The sequence below is a fragment of the Mucilaginibacter sp. genome (assembly GCF_039935595.1).
Taxonomy (GTDB): Bacteria; Bacteroidota; Bacteroidia; order Sphingobacteriales; family Sphingobacteriaceae; genus Mucilaginibacter.
This window is the reverse complement of sequence record NZ_JBDTJZ010000067.1, coordinates 1-19,424: the sequence shown is the minus strand read 5'-3', so window position 1 is coordinate 19,424 and position 19,424 is coordinate 1. Positions and strand designations below refer to the sequence as shown.

21 protein-coding genes are annotated in these 19,424 nt (G+C 39.6%); 14 read left to right on the top strand and 7 right to left on the bottom strand.

Features of this window, described 5'->3' with window-relative positions:
• Positions 1–364: 364 nt before the first annotated feature.
• Together ABI367_RS03960 and mdh are read right to left on the bottom strand one after the other, a co-directional pair.
• Complete coding sequence (locus ABI367_RS03960; protein ID WP_462230955.1) at positions 365–1,054, bottom strand: DUF1295 domain-containing protein; 690 nt, start codon at positions 1,052–1,054, stop codon at positions 365–367.
• Between the two features lie 480 nt (positions 1,055–1,534).
• Positions 1,535–2,473: a malate dehydrogenase gene (gene mdh, locus ABI367_RS03955; protein ID WP_462230953.1), complete on the bottom strand. Its 939-nt coding sequence runs from the start codon at positions 2,471–2,473 to the stop codon at positions 1,535–1,537.
• A 431-nt stretch (positions 2,474–2,904) separates the two neighbouring features.
• On the opposite strand from mdh, the gene ABI367_RS03950 reads away from it, so the two are divergent.
• Positions 2,905–3,915: a glutamine synthetase beta-grasp domain-containing protein gene (locus tag ABI367_RS03950; RefSeq protein WP_462230951.1), complete on the top strand. Its 1,011-nt coding sequence runs from the start codon at positions 2,905–2,907 to the stop codon at positions 3,913–3,915.
• Positions 3,916–3,968: 53 nt separating this feature from the next.
• Here the strand turns inward: ABI367_RS03950 and ABI367_RS03945 are convergent, their stop codons facing one another.
• Positions 3,969–4,367: a gamma-glutamylcyclotransferase family protein gene (locus ABI367_RS03945; protein WP_462230949.1), complete on the bottom strand. Its 399-nt coding sequence runs from the start codon at positions 4,365–4,367 to the stop codon at positions 3,969–3,971.
• A 179-nt stretch (positions 4,368–4,546) separates the two neighbouring features.
• Here ABI367_RS03945 and ABI367_RS03940 point away from each other — a divergent pair, with 179 nt between their 5' ends.
• From ABI367_RS03940 to ABI367_RS03925, 4 genes are all read left to right on the top strand, one after another.
• Complete coding sequence (locus tag ABI367_RS03940) at positions 4,547–5,905, top strand: glutamine synthetase family protein (RefSeq protein WP_462230947.1); 1,359 nt, start codon at positions 4,547–4,549, stop codon at positions 5,903–5,905.
• Between the two features lie 63 nt (positions 5,906–5,968).
• Positions 5,969–7,006, top strand: coding sequence for a hypothetical protein (locus ABI367_RS03935; RefSeq protein WP_462230945.1), 1,038 nt, complete (start codon positions 5,969–5,971; stop codon positions 7,004–7,006).
• Positions 7,007–7,056: 50 nt separating this feature from the next.
• Positions 7,057–7,926: an HAD-IIA family hydrolase gene (locus ABI367_RS03930; protein WP_462230943.1), complete on the top strand. Its 870-nt coding sequence runs from the start codon at positions 7,057–7,059 to the stop codon at positions 7,924–7,926.
• A 101-nt stretch (positions 7,927–8,027) separates the two neighbouring features.
• Positions 8,028–9,215 carry an aldose epimerase family protein gene (locus ABI367_RS03925; protein WP_462230941.1) on the top strand — a complete coding sequence of 396 codons (1,188 nt, stop codon included), beginning with the start codon at positions 8,028–8,030 and terminating at the stop codon, positions 9,213–9,215.
• A 110-nt stretch (positions 9,216–9,325) separates the two neighbouring features.
• Here the strand turns inward: ABI367_RS03925 and ABI367_RS03920 are convergent, their stop codons facing one another.
• Entirely contained in the window at positions 9,326–9,910 is a 585-nt protein-coding gene (locus ABI367_RS03920; protein ID WP_462230939.1) for a nucleotidyltransferase family protein, read from the bottom strand.
• Positions 9,910–11,082 (bottom strand): XdhC family protein, encoded by a 1,173-nt coding sequence (locus ABI367_RS03915; protein WP_462230937.1) that lies wholly within the window; start codon positions 11,080–11,082, stop codon positions 9,910–9,912. The genes ABI367_RS03920 and ABI367_RS03915 overlap by 1 nt, the downstream gene beginning before the upstream one ends.
• A 95-nt stretch (positions 11,083–11,177) precedes the next feature.
• On the opposite strand from ABI367_RS03915, the gene ABI367_RS03910 reads away from it, so the two are divergent.
• On the top strand, positions 11,178–11,492 hold the full coding sequence (locus ABI367_RS03910) for a ferritin family protein (protein ID WP_462230935.1): 315 nt from the start codon (positions 11,178–11,180) through the stop codon (positions 11,490–11,492).
• Positions 11,493–11,637: 145 nt separating this feature from the next.
• Positions 11,638–12,564: a hypothetical protein gene (locus ABI367_RS03905; protein WP_462230933.1), complete on the top strand. Its 927-nt coding sequence runs from the start codon at positions 11,638–11,640 to the stop codon at positions 12,562–12,564.
• 10 nt (positions 12,565–12,574) lie between these two features.
• Here ABI367_RS03905 and ABI367_RS03900 read toward each other — a convergent pair whose 3' ends face one another.
• Together ABI367_RS03900 and prmC are read right to left on the bottom strand one after the other, a co-directional pair.
• Positions 12,575–13,159, bottom strand: a complete 585-nt coding sequence (locus ABI367_RS03900; RefSeq protein WP_462230931.1) for a DUF6992 family protein — start codon at positions 13,157–13,159, stop codon at positions 12,575–12,577.
• A gap of 43 nt (positions 13,160–13,202) precedes the next feature.
• On the bottom strand, positions 13,203–14,090 hold the full coding sequence (prmC, locus tag ABI367_RS03895; RefSeq protein WP_462230929.1) for a peptide chain release factor N(5)-glutamine methyltransferase: 888 nt from the start codon (positions 14,088–14,090) through the stop codon (positions 13,203–13,205).
• A 33-nt stretch (positions 14,091–14,123) separates the two neighbouring features.
• On the opposite strand from prmC, the gene ribD reads away from it, so the two are divergent.
• The 7 genes from ribD to bioB all read left to right on the top strand — a co-directional run.
• The gene (gene ribD, locus ABI367_RS03890) at positions 14,124–15,167 is read left to right on the top strand and encodes a bifunctional diaminohydroxyphosphoribosylaminopyrimidine deaminase/5-amino-6-(5-phosphoribosylamino)uracil reductase RibD (RefSeq protein ID WP_462230927.1); all 1,044 of its coding nucleotides are present in this window, start codon (positions 14,124–14,126) and stop codon (positions 15,165–15,167) included.
• An 8-nt stretch (positions 15,168–15,175) separates the two neighbouring features.
• Positions 15,176–16,054 carry an EamA/RhaT family transporter gene (locus tag ABI367_RS03885; protein ID WP_462230925.1) on the top strand — a complete coding sequence of 293 codons (879 nt, stop codon included), beginning with the start codon at positions 15,176–15,178 and terminating at the stop codon, positions 16,052–16,054.
• Complete coding sequence (locus tag ABI367_RS03880) at positions 16,044–16,658, top strand: IMPACT family protein (RefSeq protein WP_462230923.1); 615 nt, start codon at positions 16,044–16,046, stop codon at positions 16,656–16,658. The genes ABI367_RS03885 and ABI367_RS03880 overlap by 11 nt, the downstream gene beginning before the upstream one ends.
• Positions 16,659–16,728: 70 nt before the next feature.
• A complete protein-coding gene (mgtE, locus tag ABI367_RS03875; protein WP_462230921.1) occupies positions 16,729–18,084 on the top strand; it encodes a magnesium transporter in 1,356 nt (451 codons plus the stop codon).
• 47 nt (positions 18,085–18,131) lie between these two features.
• Positions 18,132–18,443 (top strand): nucleotidyltransferase family protein, encoded by a 312-nt coding sequence (locus ABI367_RS03870; protein WP_462230919.1) that lies wholly within the window; start codon positions 18,132–18,134, stop codon positions 18,441–18,443.
• A gap of 54 nt (positions 18,444–18,497) precedes the next feature.
• Positions 18,498–18,767, top strand: a complete 270-nt coding sequence (locus ABI367_RS03865) for a HepT-like ribonuclease domain-containing protein (protein ID WP_462258016.1) — start codon at positions 18,498–18,500, stop codon at positions 18,765–18,767.
• A gap of 11 nt (positions 18,768–18,778) precedes the next feature.
• On the top strand, positions 18,779–19,424 hold a 646-nt coding region (bioB, locus tag ABI367_RS03860), incomplete at its 3' end, for a biotin synthase BioB (protein WP_462230915.1).

Below are 19,424 nucleotides of genomic sequence, written 5' to 3'. Positions count from 1 at the left end.
CGGATTTGCAATCCGCATATCCGCAAGGATTTTTCATAGAATAGTATACTGTGCCCCGGGGATTGCAAATTAGGACTGTCCTAATTTCTCCTGCATTATTTAGGCTAAAGCCAATATTGTTGTATCTATTCATTGCCGTTGGTTAAAACCAACGGCAATGATTTTTTATTTTATTTATTTAATTGACATTTTATAATAGCTGCTGCAATTAAATTCATTGCCGGCCCATTTATGGGACGGAATAAAGATGAAGACGGGTTGGCTTTAGCCAAACTTATAGGAGTGTCGTATCTCCCAAGCTGGTGCAAGAATGTAGTGGGGTTATAGTTGGGGTTCTTGTGTCTTTGTAGTTATTTCCACCTTTTTAATAAATAAACGGAATCAACATCTTGGTTTTTTTGGCGTAGGTCTCATAATCTTCGCCATATTTTTTTTCGAGATAGTTGTCAAGTTTCGGCGCGTTATAAAAAGCGAAAAAACAGAAAAGGAAAATGGGAATGGTGGCGGCGTACCCGTTTTTTGTGAGTATGGCATAAGCCGTGACCCATAAAATATCGCCAAAATAATTGATGTGCCTTGAATATTTAAACAAACCCGCTGTATACATTTTTCCTTCGTGCCCGGGGAGTTTTTTCCATCGGTCCCGTTTTATTTCGCTGGCAGTGTTCAACAAACATCCTGTTAAGAACAGCGCAAGGCCAAAGTAATCAAGCCCGTCAATAGGTGCCGAAACCGGTAATACAAACAACGGGAAACCAATATAGTAAAGCGCAAAGGCTAACGGGACACTTATACTTTCTTCCCAGGGAATTTTCCGTTTTAACAGAAAGACCATCATATAAGCAAGGCGCAAAAAAATGATCATATTAAATGTAAAAATAATTATTCTTCTGACCGGATTTCCTGTTGCGTTTTGGATGTGCAAATATCTTTGACACCAATCCCCGCCGCTTTGAAATAATATCCAATAGGAAAGCATTAATAATAATATCTCTAATAAATGAATGGTGATCTTCTGTGGGGTACTTTTGCTTTTTTGTCCGTATAGGTCCATTTCTATTTCAGTTTATTATCGATAAATTGGTTTTAAGCCAAATGGTATAAAAGGTCTGGTTATAATGTAAAGATACTGGATTTTTTGGCGAGGCTCAAAAAGTGTTTTATTCTTGCCTTATCCTATTGAAATACAGTTTATTGTGCGAACTAATTTAAGTTGCGCTAAAGTTACACTACTGGGAGTGATTATTAGTAAAATATAGGTGCAATAGGGTTTACATCCTTTTTTATTAATAAATTGATTGTCAATTAATTACCTAATTATTTTTTAATTATGTAAACCTTTGTAAACCATTTTACCAAAAAAAACGCAGCAAGAATTAAGGTGCGTTGTCATGGTGGATCCACGTCGAACCATGAGGGCAAAGGCCACACGCGCACATCCTTCGACAGGCTCAAGGATGAGACCCCCGCTGTTATCAACAAAAAAGGCTTTATCAAACGATAAAGCCTTTTAAATATAATGGTTTTTGAATGCTTAGATCAGCTTGCTATCAGCTAATACATTATTCATGGCACGTACGGCATCGGCGCTTTTGTTAAAGGTAGCCTGCTCGTCGGCGCTAAGTTTAAAGTCAACAATTTTTTCCCAGCCGTTTTTGCCTAAAATTACCGGCACTACTAATGAGATATCTTTTTGCTGGTACTCGCCATCTAAAGCAACCCCGCATGAAAGTAGTTTCTTTTGGTCGCGCACAATCGCTTCAACCATAAACGCGGTACCCGCACCCGGTGCGTACCACGCTGATGTCCCTATAAGGCCGGTTAAAGTAGCACCACCCACCATAGTAGCTTTAACTACTTTTTCCTGTTGCTCGGCGCTTAAAAACTGTGTAACCGGTATACTGTTCCAGGTAGCGTGGTTAATTAATGGAATCATGGTGGTATCACCGTGACCGCCAATAACTACAGCGTTCAAATCGGCGGGAGAGCAGTTAAGCTCCTGGCTCAAGTAATATTTAAAACGTGCCGAATCTAAAGCGCCGCCCATACCTATAATACGGTTTTTAGGTAAGCCTGAGGTTTTCAGCGTTAAATAGTTCATGGTATCCATCGGGTTTGAAACCACGATAATAATAGTATTTGGCGAATGCTTTAAAATGTTCTCGGTAACGCTTTTTACAATACCTGCGTTAACACCAATTAACTCCTCGCGGGTCATTCCGGGTTTACGCGGCAGGCCCGAGGTTATAACTACCACTTCCGAATCGGCCGTAGCGGCGTAATCGTTGGTTACACCTTTAATTTTGGTATCAAACTCTAATAGCGCCGAGGTTTGCATCATATCAATAGCCTTGCCTTCGGCAAAACCTTCGCGGATGTCTAATAATATAAGTTCTTCAGCTAATTCTTTTCTCGCGATATTATCCGCGCAAGTAGCGCCAACAGCTCCGGCACCAACAACAGTTATTTTCATAGTATTTTTATTTTATAGAAGGAAACTAAACAGGCGCAATTTTAATAAAAAAATAGTAAAGTAGCGTGAAGCATTATGTTAAACAGAAAAAATTACCTGCCGGCCACAAATAATTCGCGCTACTCTACATTATATTAATAATTGAGATGTAAATATAAACACGGTGATTTTTATGATTTATTTAATTATAGGTAATTATCGTAGATCTTAGCTTTAAAAAATGATAAAAATCATTAGAATGTATTTTTTTTGTGGCCTAATTGCGTTTTTTGGCTGTAGTAGAACATCTTTTTAGGCTATTTTATATTTTTTTTATGTTTTTGTGATAAATTTTGCAAAAAATAGAAATATTAATATAAATTTGTCGTAATAACGCACGTTAACATTACAAAAAGCATAATTTGAAATCAACTTTACAAAAATTTTAAACAATGGCAACTAAATTAGAGTACATCTGGCTGGATGGTTACAAACCAACACAAAGCTTGCGTAGCAAAACAAAAATTGTTAAATCATTTAGCGGCAAGGTTGAAGACCTTGACAATTGGAGCTTTGATGGCTCATCAACTGAACAGGCACCGGGTGGCTCATCAGATTGTATCTTAAAACCAGTGTTTACCTGTCCTGATCCGCAAAGAAAAGACGCGCACCTTGTAATGTGCGAAGTTTTGGATTCAAAAGGTAAGCCACATGAGTCAAACGGCCGTGCATTGATACAAGATGATGATAATGATTTCTGGTTTGGTTTTGAGCAGGAGTATTTCCTTTGGGATCCGGCAACTAACAAACCGCTTGGTTTCCCGGCAGGTGGTTACCCAGGTCCGCAAGGCCCGTACTACTGTTCTGTAGGTGCAAACAATGCTTACGGTCGCGAAATTGTTGAAGAACACTTAGACGTATGTTTAGATGCAGGTTTGAACGTGGAAGGTATAAATGGAGAAGTTGCTGCCGGACAATGGGAGTTCCAGATATTTGCTAAAGGCGCTAAAGAAGCCGGCGACCAAATTTGGGTTGCACGTTATTTGTTAGAAAGAATTGGCGAGAAATACGGAGTATCAATTAACTGGCATTGCAAACCATTGGGCCAATTAGATTGGAATGGTTCAGGTATGCATGCTAACTTCTCCAATACATTATTACGTACTGCTAACAGCGAAGCTAAATTTAAAGCAGTTTGCGAGGCTTTCCGTCCTGCAGTTGCTGAGTGTATTGCTGTATACGGCGCTGATAATGATCAACGTTTAACAGGTAAACACGAAACAGCTTCAATTACCGACTTTAGCTATGGTGTATCTGACCGTGGTGCTTCTATCCGTATCCCTCTTTACGCAGTTGACCACAACTGGAGCGGTTACCTGGAAGATCGTCGTCCTAACTCTGCTGCTGATCCATACAAAGTAGCTGCGGTTATTATAAAAACTGTAAAAACAGCTAAAGTTTAATTAAGCTTTAGTATAAATTATAGATCCTTCCTGAGCAATCGGGAAGGATTTTTTTATGCCTTTTTATAGCTCAAATAATCGCCCGAATATATCTGCTTAAGCTGGCTTATCTGGTGGTTGTATAGGTACACCCAGCATTTAACAGCTTTATCATCAGTAGTAATAGTTAGTAATTTGCGAATAAAAAGATTGGGCTGCAATTGATCGTCGCCGTAACCTTCGTAATCATCAAGGCGCTTTAAAGCTTCGGTTATATTGTTTAATATCACAATACTACCATGCACAAAGTAATCGCCGGCAGGGTAGGTTATAGCTCCCGGGTATTCACCAACATCATATAGTTTACCTTTAAATTTACCCGGCTTAAAGTAAACAGCATATTGCTTAAGGTACCGTCCAAATTCGTTATCAGTTTCCAGTAATGAGCCGTAGATGAATAGTTTGTTTATCATAATATTAGCTACTTGTCATTTCGAACGTAGAGAGAAATCTATACACAAGTTCGGATTTTTATGTGTATAGATTTCTCCTAGTCCCTAGTTCGAAATGACAATGGATTTGTCTTTTTTAACACAAAATACGCTGTTTTTGTATTATATTGCTGCATAATACATTCTTTTTGCCTATTACGATGAACGAACAACAAATCATTGACTATTTACAAGAGAATAATCAGCAAAAAATAAAATTTGCCTTTGCCGATATCGACGGCGTGTTGCGTGGCAAAGTAATTCATCAACAAAAATTTATTGACGGACTGCAAAGCGGCTATGGCTTTTGCGATGTAGTTTTTGGCTGGGACAGCAACGATGCCTGTTATGATAATGTACAACTAACCGGCTGGCATACCGGATACCCTGATAAACCCTGCCGCATTGATCTGTCAACCTTTCGCACCATACCCTGGCAGGGGAATATCCCCTTTTTCTTAGCTGATTTTAGCAATCCTGATGGTAATGATTTGTCGGCCTGTCCGCGTAGTTTGCTGAAACGTATTGCTGCGCAATGTGAAGCTATGGGTTATCATCCGGAATTTGCCCAGGAATTTGAGTGGTTCAATTTTAAGGAGACACCTCAAAGCCTAAAGGATAAAAACTATGTAAACCCCGAGCCATTAACACCGGGTATGTTTGGTTACTCTATACTACGCACCTCACAACAAAATGAATTTTATACTGACCTGTTTGATTTATTGGGCCAGTTTAATATTCCGTTAGAAGGATTGCATACCGAAACAGGACCGGGTGTATACGAGGCCGCGATAATTCATGACCATGTTATAGCGGCAGCAGATAAGGCTGTTCTGCTAAAAGCAGCCGTAAAAGAAATCGCTTATAAACATAGTATAATGGCCTCATTTATGGCTAAATGGAACGCCGGTTTACCGGGTTGCAGCGGCCATGTGCATCAAAGTTTGTGGAGCCCGGATAAGGTTGAAAACTTATTTTACAGCGAGACGGATGAAAATAGCATGAGCGACCTGTTTAAACATTACCTGGCCGGGCAGTTATACTGTTTACCCCATATATTACCCATGTATGCGCCCACTATAAATAGCTATAAACGCCTGGTTGACGGCGCATGGGCGCCCACCACCATAACCTGGGGGCTGGATAACCGTACTACAGCATTAAGAGTATTGAACCTGACTAATAAGCTAACACGACTTGAAACACGTATTCCCGGTTCAGACACCAACCCTTATCTGGCACTCTCGGCGGCGCTGGCTTCCGGCCTGTATGGCATTAAAAATAAACTGCCTTTAACCATTCCGGCAACGGTGGGTAGTGGTTACCAGGATACCCGTAACGGTAAACTGGCCTCAAATTTATATGAGGCAACCATAGCAATGCAAAACTCCACAATAGCGAAAGAACTTTTTGGCGAAGCATTTACTGAGCATTTTACACAAACCCGGCTATGGGAGTGCCGCCAATTTGGTAAAAGTGTAACCGACTGGGAACTGAAACGCTATTTTGAAATAATATAAATCATATTATTCATTCAGTTGTTGATGTGTTATATCTTTGTGCCCTTTGTGGGGAAATAGAAAATGGACTATTCGGTAATTATAAAAAAAGCGTGGGAGGGGTATGATGCTTCAAAGAAGATCAAAAGTATTGAAGATATCAGTGCCATGGTGTCTACTAACCAGGTGTTCAGAATAACTTTTGATGATGAAGACATTGTTATTGCTAAATTCTCATATTTTGGTAAATACGAGTATTTTAAAGAAGATCATCGTATTATTCACAGCTTATCAAATAACCTGCTTTACCCCTTTGAGAACGTACTTACCAAATCATTATTAAAAAATAACCGGGTATATATTTATCACTACAAACAGGGTAAAACCGATGCCTGGGTAGTTTTTTATAATCCTACCCGTATATTGAACAGGCTGCCCCGTAAGCTTGATGAGCACTATATTGTTAAACTGGGCCAGCAGATAGGTAAATTTCATAAAGCCTGCTCACGTATAAAAAATGTGCTGCCCAAATCATCAAAAACGTTGCGTACGGATATTTATGCCTTGCTTCATCAACTCGAAACCGACGAGAAGAAATTTGGCACAGCTATGCAGGCCGATTTTTTAAAGTTTCATTGCGAAGCTTTTTTGCGTAACCGCTCAAAATACAATATGAAAACCTTTGAGATACTGCCGGTTTTTATTGACTGGAACATAGGCAATTTCTCGGTAGACTCTAATCTCAATTTATACTCGCGTTGGGATTATGATTGGTTTAGGATGAGTTACCGCATACTTGATTTTTATTTTTTAAGCAGGGTGGTATCTGCCGCGGGCGATAAAACCGTGTTTAGCTACCTCATAGATACGATGAATGAAGAGGGCTTTATATTGTTCCTTAAAGAGTATCATAAAATAAACCCTTTAACAGCTAATGAGGTAAGGTTTTTAAAAGAGATGTACCGCTTTTTTATATTGAACTATGTAATCAAAGACGGTAAATACTTTTTTAATGCCCAATATGCTAAAAAACTACAGGCAGAGGCTTTTGATATCTATCTGCCATCGGTAGACAGGGATTTTGATGCAGACATATTGCTTGATGCACTTAAACTAAGCTGATAAGCAACAAATAGATTATATTGCATACTTAAACATCATCATAAAAAATAATGCAGCGAATTGACAACTTTAAATCTATAATTGATCAGTACGATGTGATATTTTTTGATGCGTTTGGTGTTATAAAAACCTATCAGGGCCTTGTACCCGACATTGAGAATACGTTTGCATACCTTAAAGAGCAAAAAAAGGAATACTATATAGTTACCAATGATGCATCGCGCAGCCCGGCACAGCTGGCAGATTCATATCATAAAATGGGCTTGCATGCCATATCACAGGATTGCATTGTGTCTTCGGGTATGCTAACTAAGGAATATCTCGATTTAAAGGTACAGGATGGTATTGTTGCTTACCTGGGTACTGAAAATTCGGCACACTATATTGAGAGTTCTGGCTTGCATACGTTACCGGTAAGCGAGATTAATGACACAAATATTGACAAAGTTAATGCACTTATTTTTTTAGATGATGAGGGATTTGACTGGTGCCGAGATCTTAATAAAACGGTTAATTTGCTGCGTAAACGTACAATCCCGGCTATTGTGGCTAATACTGACCATGCTTACCCGCTTACAATTAGCGATGTAAACATTGCCATAGGCGGTATTGCCCACATGATTGAAAATATAGTAGGCAGGGAGTTTATTCGTTTTGGTAAACCCGATTCGCAAATGTTTATGTTTGCTTATGACCTGATACGCGACCAGCGACCCATAAATAAAAAAGATATTGTAATGGTAGGGGATACACTACGCACGGATATTTTGGGCGGAAATAAATTTGGACTCGATACCGTATTAGTATTATCGGGCAATACCTTGCCGCAAGATGCTGATACAAGGATAAGAGCTACAGGCATTGTACCAACTTATATATGCGAGTCGGCGGTGGTTGATATGGGTGGGTTAGGGTTTTAATTATATTATTGTTACAAATTACAGATGTTGTATTTGGATTTTTTTATCATTTTTGATCAACCTAAATCAACCAATCGATAAAAACCTATAAAAATAAATTCATGCGGTTATCAATAAAAAATTTCGCGGCTACCATATTACCGGCTTGCTTATTATCTTTGGCGGCTTATAGCACCCCAATAACTAATCTTATTACAACAACTACTACTATTAATATGACTGATACTACCGCCCATGCGGCTTTACCCGCCGCATCGGCATTTGAAAGAACAATTGATGGGAAACAAACCCACTTATTTACCATGAAAAATAAAAAGGGCATGCAGGTAGCCGTAACCAATTATGGTGCACACCTGGTAAGCGCTTTAGTGCCCGATAAAACCGGCAATCTGGTTAGTGTAGTATTGGGTTTTGATAACATGGAAGGTTATCAAAAAACAGCAGGGTCCTATTATGGTGCAACAGTTGGCCGTTTTGGCAACCGTATAGCCAAGGCTAAGTTTACTTTAGACGGACAGGAATATACCCTGGCCGCAAATAACCGCCCTAACACCTTACACGGTGGCCGTAAAGGCTTTAGCGCGCAGGTATGGGATGGCAAGCAGGTTGATTCGCATACTGTTGAGTTTACTTACCTGTCTGCTGATATGGAAGAAGGTTTCCCCGGAAATTTAAAAGCTAAGGTGACCTATCAGTTGACAGAGGACAATGCCATACATATAAGCTATGAAGCAACCACAGATAAAACTACCGTAGTAAACTTAACCAACCATGCTTATTTTAATTTAAATGGCGAGGGTAGCGGAACCATACTTGATCATTTAGTACAAATTGATGCTGATAACTATACCCCGGTTGACCGTACGTTGATCCCGACAGGAAAATTAGAACCGGTAAAAGGTACCCCGTTTGATTTTACTACGTTTACCCCGCTTGGCAAAAACATACATACTGATAACGAACAGTTAAAATTTGGCGGAGGTATTGACCATAACTTTGCCTTAAATAAGCATACCATTAAAACCCCCATAGCCCGCGTAAAGGGCGATAAAAGCGGCATTGAAATGGATGTTTATACAGCGGAACCGGGTATGCAACTGTATACCGGAAATGGAATGGGCGGCTTTAATACTATACGCGGCGGAAAGAAAGACGGTAAACAAACTGCTTTTGCTATGGAAACCCAGCATTTCCCTGACGCGCCTAACCAGCCTAACTTTGCTTCGACCACGCTTAAACCGGGTGAAGTGTATAAAACACAAACTATTTATAAGTTTACGGCTAAGTAAAATTAAATACCCTGTCATTTCGAGTGATAACGAGAAATCTATACACAAGTAGTACTGACTGTTTAGCACGTGTATAGATCTCTCACTGTCGTTCGAGATGACACTTTAACTTAACTCCCAATCTCCAGCCGTTCAAAATCTCCAATAGTGTCAATGTCTATCGTTCCTAATGGGAAAGGTACTTTATAAACATCATTGCCATATTTTAACAATAGCTTTTTAGCGCCTTCATTGCCTTGAAGGTTTAATAATTCGTCAAAGTAGAGTTTAGTGAACAGGGCAGGTGGGCCAATTGTACCGTTATAGGCACTGGCTACTATGGTTTTTTCGGTTGAGGCAGCTTTTATGAGTTGGTTAATAATGGATATATCAGCAAAAGGCTGATCGCAAAGCATTAAAATTACCGAGCGTAATTGCGGGTTTATTTTTAGCAAAGTCGATAAACCATGTCTTATTGATGAAGCCATACCTTCCTGCCAGTCGGCGTTTTGAATTATTCGTATGTTTTTATCGGTTAGTGTAGGCTTTATGCTCTCGCTATTGGCTCCCAATATCACTATTACCTCGTCGGCATCCGCAGCTAAAGCAGTTTTTACAGTACGTTGCAAAAGTGTATTGCCTTGAAAAACAAGATTTTGCTTAGGTTTACCTAAACGACTTGATGATCCGGCAGCTAAAATAACAACCCCTATCATCAGCAGGATTTAATAACTATAGCCGGACGCTCCTGCTGGATGATCAGGTTTGCCTGGCGGTTATGAATAATTGCCTTTTCGCGCAGTGGAGTACCCCTGCGTTTTTTTAATACGGCCTGCATTTCAGATAATATAGATAGTGCTATTTCGTCGGACGTTTCGGCACCAATATCTAAACCGGCCGGGCCATAAATGCTTTCTAACTGCTCATCGGTAATATTTAAACCTTCATCGCGCAGTTCGTCAAGCATACGGTCCAGACGTTTTTTAGGACCTAAACAAGCTACGTAGGTTAACTGTAAAGGCAATAATTGCTTTAACATGGCCATATCGTAATTGTAATTATGCGTCATCAACACAAAAACGGTGCGCTTGTCAATATTTAACTGGGCCAAAGCTTGTTCGGGTTTGGCTATGATGATACGTTTAGCCAACGGAAAACGGGCGGATACCGCATAATTGGCGCGGCCATCTATTAGGGTAACATGCCAGCCCAAAACATCCGCCAGTTGCACCAGCGGGATAGCGTCATTACCTGCGCCAAATATTATTAATGACACCGTTGGTTCCAGTAATTCTATAAAGCAGGTAAATTTATCGCCATATAGATAGGTTTTGGTTACCGAATTACCGTGTTTAAGCACATCCTTGGCATCATCCAGCAACGCATCTTTTATATCTTCATCAGGGAATGATCCGCGCAGCCTTTCGTCAGCCGTCATTAATACACAGGTGCCGGGTTGATTGGCCTGTTTATCACTCAACGAAAATATGGTTATCAGCACTACCGCCTGACGTTTGCTTAAAAATAACTTAAATAACGCTATGGGGTTATCCTGCTTATTAGTAAAAATGGGTTCAATCAATATATGTATAATTCCGTTGCAACCCAGGCCAACGCCAAATTTAGCATCGTCATCATCGGTGGTATCGTAAGTAACCAGCATGGAACGGTTTTGGGTCATCACCAGACGGGCTTTGCGCAGGGCATCGCCTTCAAGACACCCGCCACTTATGGCACCGGTAAGTTGGCCATCCTCGGTTATCAGCATACGTGCACCGGCACGGCGGTAGGATGAACCCTCCACGTGTACCACCGTAGCTAAAGCCGTTTGTTTGCCCTGGCTTATTGCTGTATCAAATGCCTGTACTATGTCCTGTAGTTCTTTCATAAACTGTAGCTTAACAAATATAAGTTAATGTTGCGGGAATTTATTGAAAAACAAATTCACCCTTTTTTTCTTTATTAGGAAAAACACATAAGCATATGTCATTTGATCAATACCACGAACCCGTAAACGAACTGTCTGACGAAACGCGCACGTTTGCCCGCATGATAGTATCATTAACCGAAGAAGCAGAAGCTATTAACTGGTACGAGCAGCGTATATCTGTTGAAAAGGATAAACAAGCCAAAGCTATTATGCAAAATGCACAACATGAAGAGTTTAAGCATTTTGGTATGGACCTTGAATTTTTGCTTCGTAAAAAAACGGTATGGCGCGAAACGCTTAAAGCTATACTTTTTCAGAATGGCGATATTGTTGAGTTAGGCAAAGAGGGGGAAGAAGCATCTGAATAGCGGTGATTTAAGCGGTGCATGAAGATATATTTATGCTTAACCGCAAACGGTCTGTATAATATAGCTTAAATATTACTTTATAAAACGCCTTTAGTGATAGCTAAAGGCGTTTTTATTTTAAATTTGAGGCTTGTATTAAGTAACAATGCTGTCAACTACAAAGCAAAATCTATTATATATCCTTTTAATTTCAATTGCCTGTATTTACTACGGATGCAATACCAAATACCAACAACCTGACCTGCATAAAGTAACTTTTAAACCTGTATGGGGCATACATTTTATCGAGGTTAAAAGGAGGCATAGCACCGGGCGGTCAGTTGATAAATATGGTTATGTTGTTGAACCTACGTGGAAGATGACTTTTTTATCAGACGATAGCGCGAGCGTATATAGTCCCCAAAAAAATGGCTTTGCAACTTTTAAAATAACCAACGACCATGATTCCATATTTTTCGTAGCACGAACCTGGCTCCGCGCAAAAAAACTTACTAAAGATAGCGCGGTTTTTCAGGTGATGGATGTTGGTACTAATGTTATCTATTTAGTAAGATCAACGGTTTATATGACCTTTTACGCAGATGATTATATAAAAAATGTTTTAAAAACTACCCCGGCCAATCTGCAAAAACCGGATAGACAGGATACACTGTTTGTAAAAAAGATGTCGGCACAGGCAAATACGCATATTGATAGTGTATTTGCCGCACGCGAACCTGTTGTATTAAAAAGTAAAAGTCCTTACGTAACAGTTGAAAAAGTAAAAGTTATAGGCGATGAGCAAAACAGGTATAGTACAACCGATGCTTACATGTACCCGGAGTATAATATTAAAATTAAACATGCCTATACTGATTTTTACTATTCATTTACCATTAAAGTTGACGATAAAGGGCAAATGCATTTTGACAAATCATTAATGCCCGATATTGAAAAGTCATACCCGCAAACTATGAAGGCTATAATGGATGGCTATTTACGAGCTTATCTGGATATTACTCCCGGAAACACCTTTGGCATAACACATACCAGCCGTATTACGGTAAATGTATACGGTAGTAAAAAAGGGTAGAAGTAATTTTTTAAAGTTTAAACACCATGCCTATTTTATGTCCATCAAAATTAACCGGGTGGGTTTGTAAAAATTGCACCAGCTTTTTGCCATTGCGCTTTTCGGAGGTGTACATAGTGGCGTCAAATAACAAAAGAAAAGCACCCTGTAATATAATTGATGAGCCATAACCTTTTAACTTATCGTCATTATTATTTATACCACGATTATTGAGATAGGCCCCGCCACCAATGTAGGCAACATCCAGTGCGCCGTTAACCAGGAAGATTTTTTCAATTTTACGCTGTTCCATTAGTACCTCATCAGCAGTAAGCGTCTTGTTTTTATTTTTTTGCGAACTGAGATAACCGCTGGTGGCAGCGCCCAGATTAACAAGGTTCCAAAAGGCGTTCATTTGGTGAAAATATTTGGTTGACCCGGTTGTATTAAAGCTGCTTATGCCACCAATAGCAATGTTTCCAGCGGCCCAACTCCCTAAAACTTTCATGCCGGTTAGTTTTATATGCTCGCGCGATTGATTATAGTAACCTAATGAATCCTGTGCGTAGGCACCAAAGCAGGTTACAGATAACAAAATAGCGAGTAGTTTTTTCATAACCGTTGTTAAAAGAAAATACGCCGAAAACTGTAAGTTAGTTTTATAAAACGGCTTTTATCATACGATCGCGGCCGCTCATGTCTTTTCTTAGCTCAATGCCTTTAAACCCGCTATCGTTTAAAAGCTCAACCGTTTCATTGCCGTAGCTTTCATTTATCTCTAAAAACAACAGGCCGCCCGGTATTAAATTATTTATGGCATAAGCTGCAATGGCCCTGTAAAATAACAACGGATCATCTTGCGGCACAAACAAAGCAGTATGCGGTTCAAAATCAACAACATTAACATGCATTTGTTGCTTATCAGCAGGAGTAACGTAGGGTGGGTTACTGATTATTAGTGAGCAGTGATTGGTGATTGGTGATTGGTGAGTTAAAATATCGGCCTCAACAAAATCAATTTCCACCTCATTTAACTGGGCGTTGGTTTTAGCTACCTGTAACGCTTCCGGCGATATGTCCATAGCCATCACTTTAGCAAGGGGTAAATGTTTTTTCAGGCTTATAGCAATACAGCCGCTACCGGTACCTATATCTAAAATACCATGTGATGACTGCCCACTGCCGACTGCCCACTTTTTACTACCAACTGCTACCTGCCAACTGTTCAACGCCCATTCAACCAATTCTTCAGTTTCGGGGCGGGGTATGAGGGTTGAGGTATTAACAACAAACCTTAATCCATAAAACTCCGTATAACCCAGTATGTATTGCAATGGTTTGCCCGTTTTGAGTTCCATCAACATTGACGATAATAACTCCTGTTGCAATACCGTGAGTTCTTTTTCAGGAAAAGCTTTGGTTGAGGCTTTCGATATTTCCATTATTTCGCTAACCACCCACAAAGTAAGTGCCTCTGTTTCATTGGAGTTATATAGCTCATCCAATTCGTGGCGGAAAGATTGAAATACATCATTTATTGTTTTCACACAACAAAGTAACATAAAAGCTACTTTTGTAGTATGCATCAGCATCAAATATATATGCGCCGTTGTCTGGAACTTGCTGCTTTAGGTATGGGTAATGTTAGCCCCAACCCAATGGTTGGCGCAGTAATAGTACATGATAACAAAATTATTGGCGAAGGTTACCACGAACAATACGGGCAGGCACATGCCGAAGTAAATGCCATAAACCAGGTAATTAGCAAGTTCGATAATGCGGCTGATTTACTTAGACAGTCCGTTATATATGTATCGTTAGAGCCCTGTGCGCATTACGGAAAAACGCCGCCTTGTGCTGATCTAATCATTAAACACCAGGTACCTACGGTAGTTATTGGCTGCCGCGATCCTTTTGATCAGGTTGACGGTAAGGGTATTGAAAAATTGGAAGCCGCCGGAATAAAAGTAATAACCGGTGTTTTAGAAGAAGAGTGCAGATGGCTTAATCGCAGGTTTTTTACGCGGGTGCAAAAGCACCGCCCCTATATTATTTTAAAATGGGCACAAACCGCCGATGGTTTTTTTGCGCCCGAAGATAAAAAGCAATATTGGATAACCGGCCCTGAAACACACAAACTGGTGCACCAATGGCGCGGCGAAGAAGATGCTATATTAGTGGGCAAAAATACCGCGGCTATTGATAACCCGCAGCTTAACGTGCGCTTTGGTGTCGGGAAAAACCCTAAACGTGTTATTATTGATCGTAGGTTGGAATTAGATAGCAGCATGCATATTTTTGATGAAACTGTTGAAACATTTATTTTTAACGAAATAGAAACAACTATTAAGGGTAAAAACAAATATATTGCATTGGAAGATTTTGACCGGTTTGTGCCGCAATATATTTTATACCAGTTATACTTGCAGGATATACAATCAATAATTATTGAGGGTGGTGCATTTACGCTTAATAGTTTTATAGAAGCCGGTTTGTGGGACGAAGCACGTATTTTTACAGGAAGAAATAATTTAATAAATGGCATTAAGGCCCCGCAGGTGAACGGTGATGTTAACGAAGAGCATTTATCGGGCAACGATAAATTGCAGGTTGTTTATAATTAATAATACCTATGTTATTTGTTATTTTAAGTATTTGCTGCAGTGTAATTATTTTGGTGCTGTTAAAACTAGCCAAGCGGTACCATATTGATGTTTTACAAGCCGTAACCTGGAGTTATTTCTCGGTTGTTGTTGTTACCTGGCTGGTTTACAAACCACATATAACTACAGGTGTTTTATCATCTACCTTATCAAACTATAATTATATTTTATTGGCTGTATTAATGCCTGTAATGTTTATGCTGATCAAATCAAGCATACAGGCTACTGGTATTATTTTAACAATTATTGCCACACGGCTTTCATTAGTAGTTCCACTTATATTCTCGTTTTTATGGTTTGGCAAGGTGCTTAACCATAGCCAATTGTTAGGCATAGCGCTTAGTTTAATAGCTATTATATGCGCTATCCCCTGGAAAAAGGGGCGAGGGGCCAAAAAATCAACCGGAGCATGGTTTTATCTGCTAATAATTTTTATGGGGGTTGGCCTTGTTGACGTTTTGACAGATAAATTGATACTTATTAAAAACTCGCCTGATACAACGTCGTTATTTATAACATTTGTAATGGCATTTATTGTTTCAATGCTATTTGTAGCTATACAAATAGCACGCAAAAAAACACGTTTTTCAGTGCCTCATGTATTAATCGGCTGTGTGCTGGGGTTTGCTAATTTTGGCCGGGTGTTTTTTTATTTAAAAGGCATGAAAGCTTTGGATACTCAGCCATCAGGTTTTTTCCTGGCAATAAACATTGGCATTATAACTCTGGGTACACTGGTTGCTTTGTTGATTTTTAACGAAAAACTAAGTATCATCAATAAAATAGCTATATTTTTTACGCTTGTAGCCGTACTGGTGCTGTCAAATAAATTTATTAATGCTGTTTGATGATACTTATCGCACCATTGAAACACCTTGTGCGGGCCTGTTTCGCGATCGCGGCAGCAAATTCATGGCTTTTGCTTATCCTATATCTTCCGAGCAGGAAATAAAGGCAATTGTAACAATGCTAAAAGCACATCACCCCAAAGCAAACCATCATTGCTGGGCCATGCGGTTAAGCACTGATCGTTCGGTTTTTAAATTTAATGATGATGGCGAACCGGCCGGTACCGCCGGTAGGCCAATACTTAACACTTTACTTTCGCGCGAACTAACCAATGTACTCGTAGTAGTGGTACGTTATTTTGGTGGTACCTTATTAGGTGTGCCGGGTTTAATTAATGCCTATAAACAAGCTACGGAAGATGTACTTAACCAGGCGATTATAATTGAGAAGACGGTAAATGATATTTATCAGATCAATTTTACCTACATCCAAATGAATGATATTATGCGCTTGCTAAAAGAGGAAGGGATAACTATGCTGTCACAGCAATTTGATAATGACTGCAATATTGAAGTGACTATACGTAAAACACAGGTTAACAATATTTTAACCAGTTTAGATAAAATAGAAAGCGTAAAAGCTGTTTACTTACGAAGCGTTTAACAATACTGAACTTTCTAAATGCCAACAAATATTCCACGTTTACAGGCATAAATGCTTATTTTAGTCGGGTATGCAATCCTTTGAAATAGATAAGACCGACCTGCTGCGCATTAAAACCGCGCTTGACGGAAATGACGCGGAACTAAAGGCCGTATTAAAGGAGTATCATGCTTCGGAAATTGCCATATTATTTGAAAAACTACCCCAGGAGGCCCGCGAGAAGATCATCAATATACTTCCGGCTGATATCGCGTCAGAAGTAATTGCCGAAATGGACGAAGAACATCGTCCCGGCGAATTATTAATAAATCTTCATCCTGAAAAACGTTCGGAGATAGTTGAAGAACTGGATTATGATGATGCTACCGACATTATTTCGCAGTTAGAAGAACACGAGCAGAGGGAAATACTGGAGGATATTGACCAGGATGACGCCACCAGTATCCGCGCCTTAATGAGTTATGATGAGAATACTGCCGGGGGGTTAATGAACTCCGAACTCATCAAAGTTAATATTAGGCTGGACAAAAAGGGCGCGCTGGATGAGATCATCCGTCAATCAGAAGAAATGGAGGAGTTTTATACCATTTATGTGGTTGACGACAACGATACCTTACAGGGTGTAGTTTCTATAAAAAGCATAATTAAGGCACATGCCAACGCCAAAATAAAAAGCATTTTAATTGCGGACCCTGTATATGTTAAAGCCGATCTTGACCAGGAAGAAGTAGCCAAACTAATATCGCAATATAACCTTACCGCTATTCCTGTGGTTGATGATAATATGAAACTGCTGGGCCGCATTACCGTTGATGATATTATTGACGTCATGGAGCAGGAAAGCACCGAGGATATGTTAAAAATATCCGGTGTATCAGAGGATGAGGAACTGAGCGGTAACTGGAAAGACGCGGTAAAAAGCCGCTTACCCTGGTTGGTTATTAATTTAGCTACGGCCTATTTGGCGGCATCTATTATCCGGCATTTTGATTCAACAGTTGCACAAATACCAACCATAGCGGCTTATATGACCATTATTGCAGGTATGGGTGGTAATGCGGCAACGCAGGCACTGGCTGTAACTGTAAGACGTATATCATTAAGTGATTTGACCGATAATCAGGCCTATAATACCGTGCTCAAAGAATTTTTGGTAGGCTTGTTAAATGGAGCTGCTAATGGGCTGATAGTATTTGGCATTGCCATATTTTATGATGCAGACCCATTATTAGGTTTGGTTTTATTTTTGGCGATGACAGGTAACCTGGTAATAGCGGGGCTCACCGGAGCGTCCATTCCGCTGGTATTAAAACGGGTAGGGATTGATCCTGCGGTAGCATCGTCAATCATTATAACCACCTTTACTGATTGCGCCGGGTTTTTACTGCCGCTTTTTTTAGCCACCAAGTTTTTATTACATCATTAACGATAAATATTGCTTTTATAAGTAAATTTGATTTTTTAATAATTATCATGCTTCACCCGATAATACAAACTCATTTACCTTCAATAACTAAGGTTTTTAAGGAAAATAAGATCAAAAGTGCGTATGCCTTTGGTTCTGTAATCGGCAATAATTTCAATGAGGAAAGTGATATAGATCTGCTCATTAATTTTGAAGAGGGGATTGAGTCTGTTGAAAAGGGTAGGATATGGTGGAATATACATGATACCTTGCGTGATATATTTAACCGGGAAGTTGACTTATTAGTAGAAACCTCACTAAAAAACCCTTATTTAATTGAAGACATCAATGAGAAGAAACAATTAATATATGCAGCGTGAGATAAAAAAATATCTTTTTGACATACAAAGCAGTATTGAAAATGTTGAAGGTTTATTGGAGAACCAAAATCATTCGAAAACTTTAGAGATAATTTAATGCTTCAGCAGGCTGTTGAAAGAAATATAGAAATTATTGGTGAAGCAGTGAATGCATTACTTAAAATCGACGATAATATAAAAATAACTGATGCACGGAGAATTGTAGATACTAGAAATAAAATTATTCATGGCTATGACTCTATACAACCGGAGCAAATATGGAATATAATAATCAATCATTTACCTTCGCTAAAGACTGAGGTGCGAATGTTATTGGACAATTAATAAAACTATACATGACCGAAGTACGATACAACTGGACAAAAGAAGAAATTACCGAAATATATAACACCCCGTTACTTGATCTTATTTACCGTGCGGCAACCATCCACCGCGAAAATAAGGATTATGCCGAGGTACAGATAAGCTCGCTGATATCTATAAAAACAGGCGGCTGCCCTGAGGATTGCGCATACTGTCCGCAGGCTGCACGTTATAATACAGGTGTTGATGTACATGCTATTATGCCTAAGGACGAAGTGGTTGCCGTAGCGCAACGTGCCAAGGCCGGTGGTGCTTCACGGCTATGTATGGGTGCCGCATGGCGCGAAGTACGTGATAACCGCGATTTTGACAAGGTAATTGATATGGTTAAAGCGGTTAATGAGCTGGATATGGAAGTTTGCTGTACCCTGGGTATGCTTACCGAAGACCAGGCACAACGCCTTGCAGATGCAGGTTTATATGCCTACAATCATAACCTTGACACATCCGAAGAAGATTATAAACGTATTATAACCACCCGCACTTACGATGATCGCTTGCAAACCTTGCATAATGTGCGCAAAGCCAAAATAAGCGTTTGCAGCGGTGGTATTATTGGCTTAGGTGAAACGGTTGACGACCGCATATCCATGCTTAAAACACTGTCAAACCTACCGC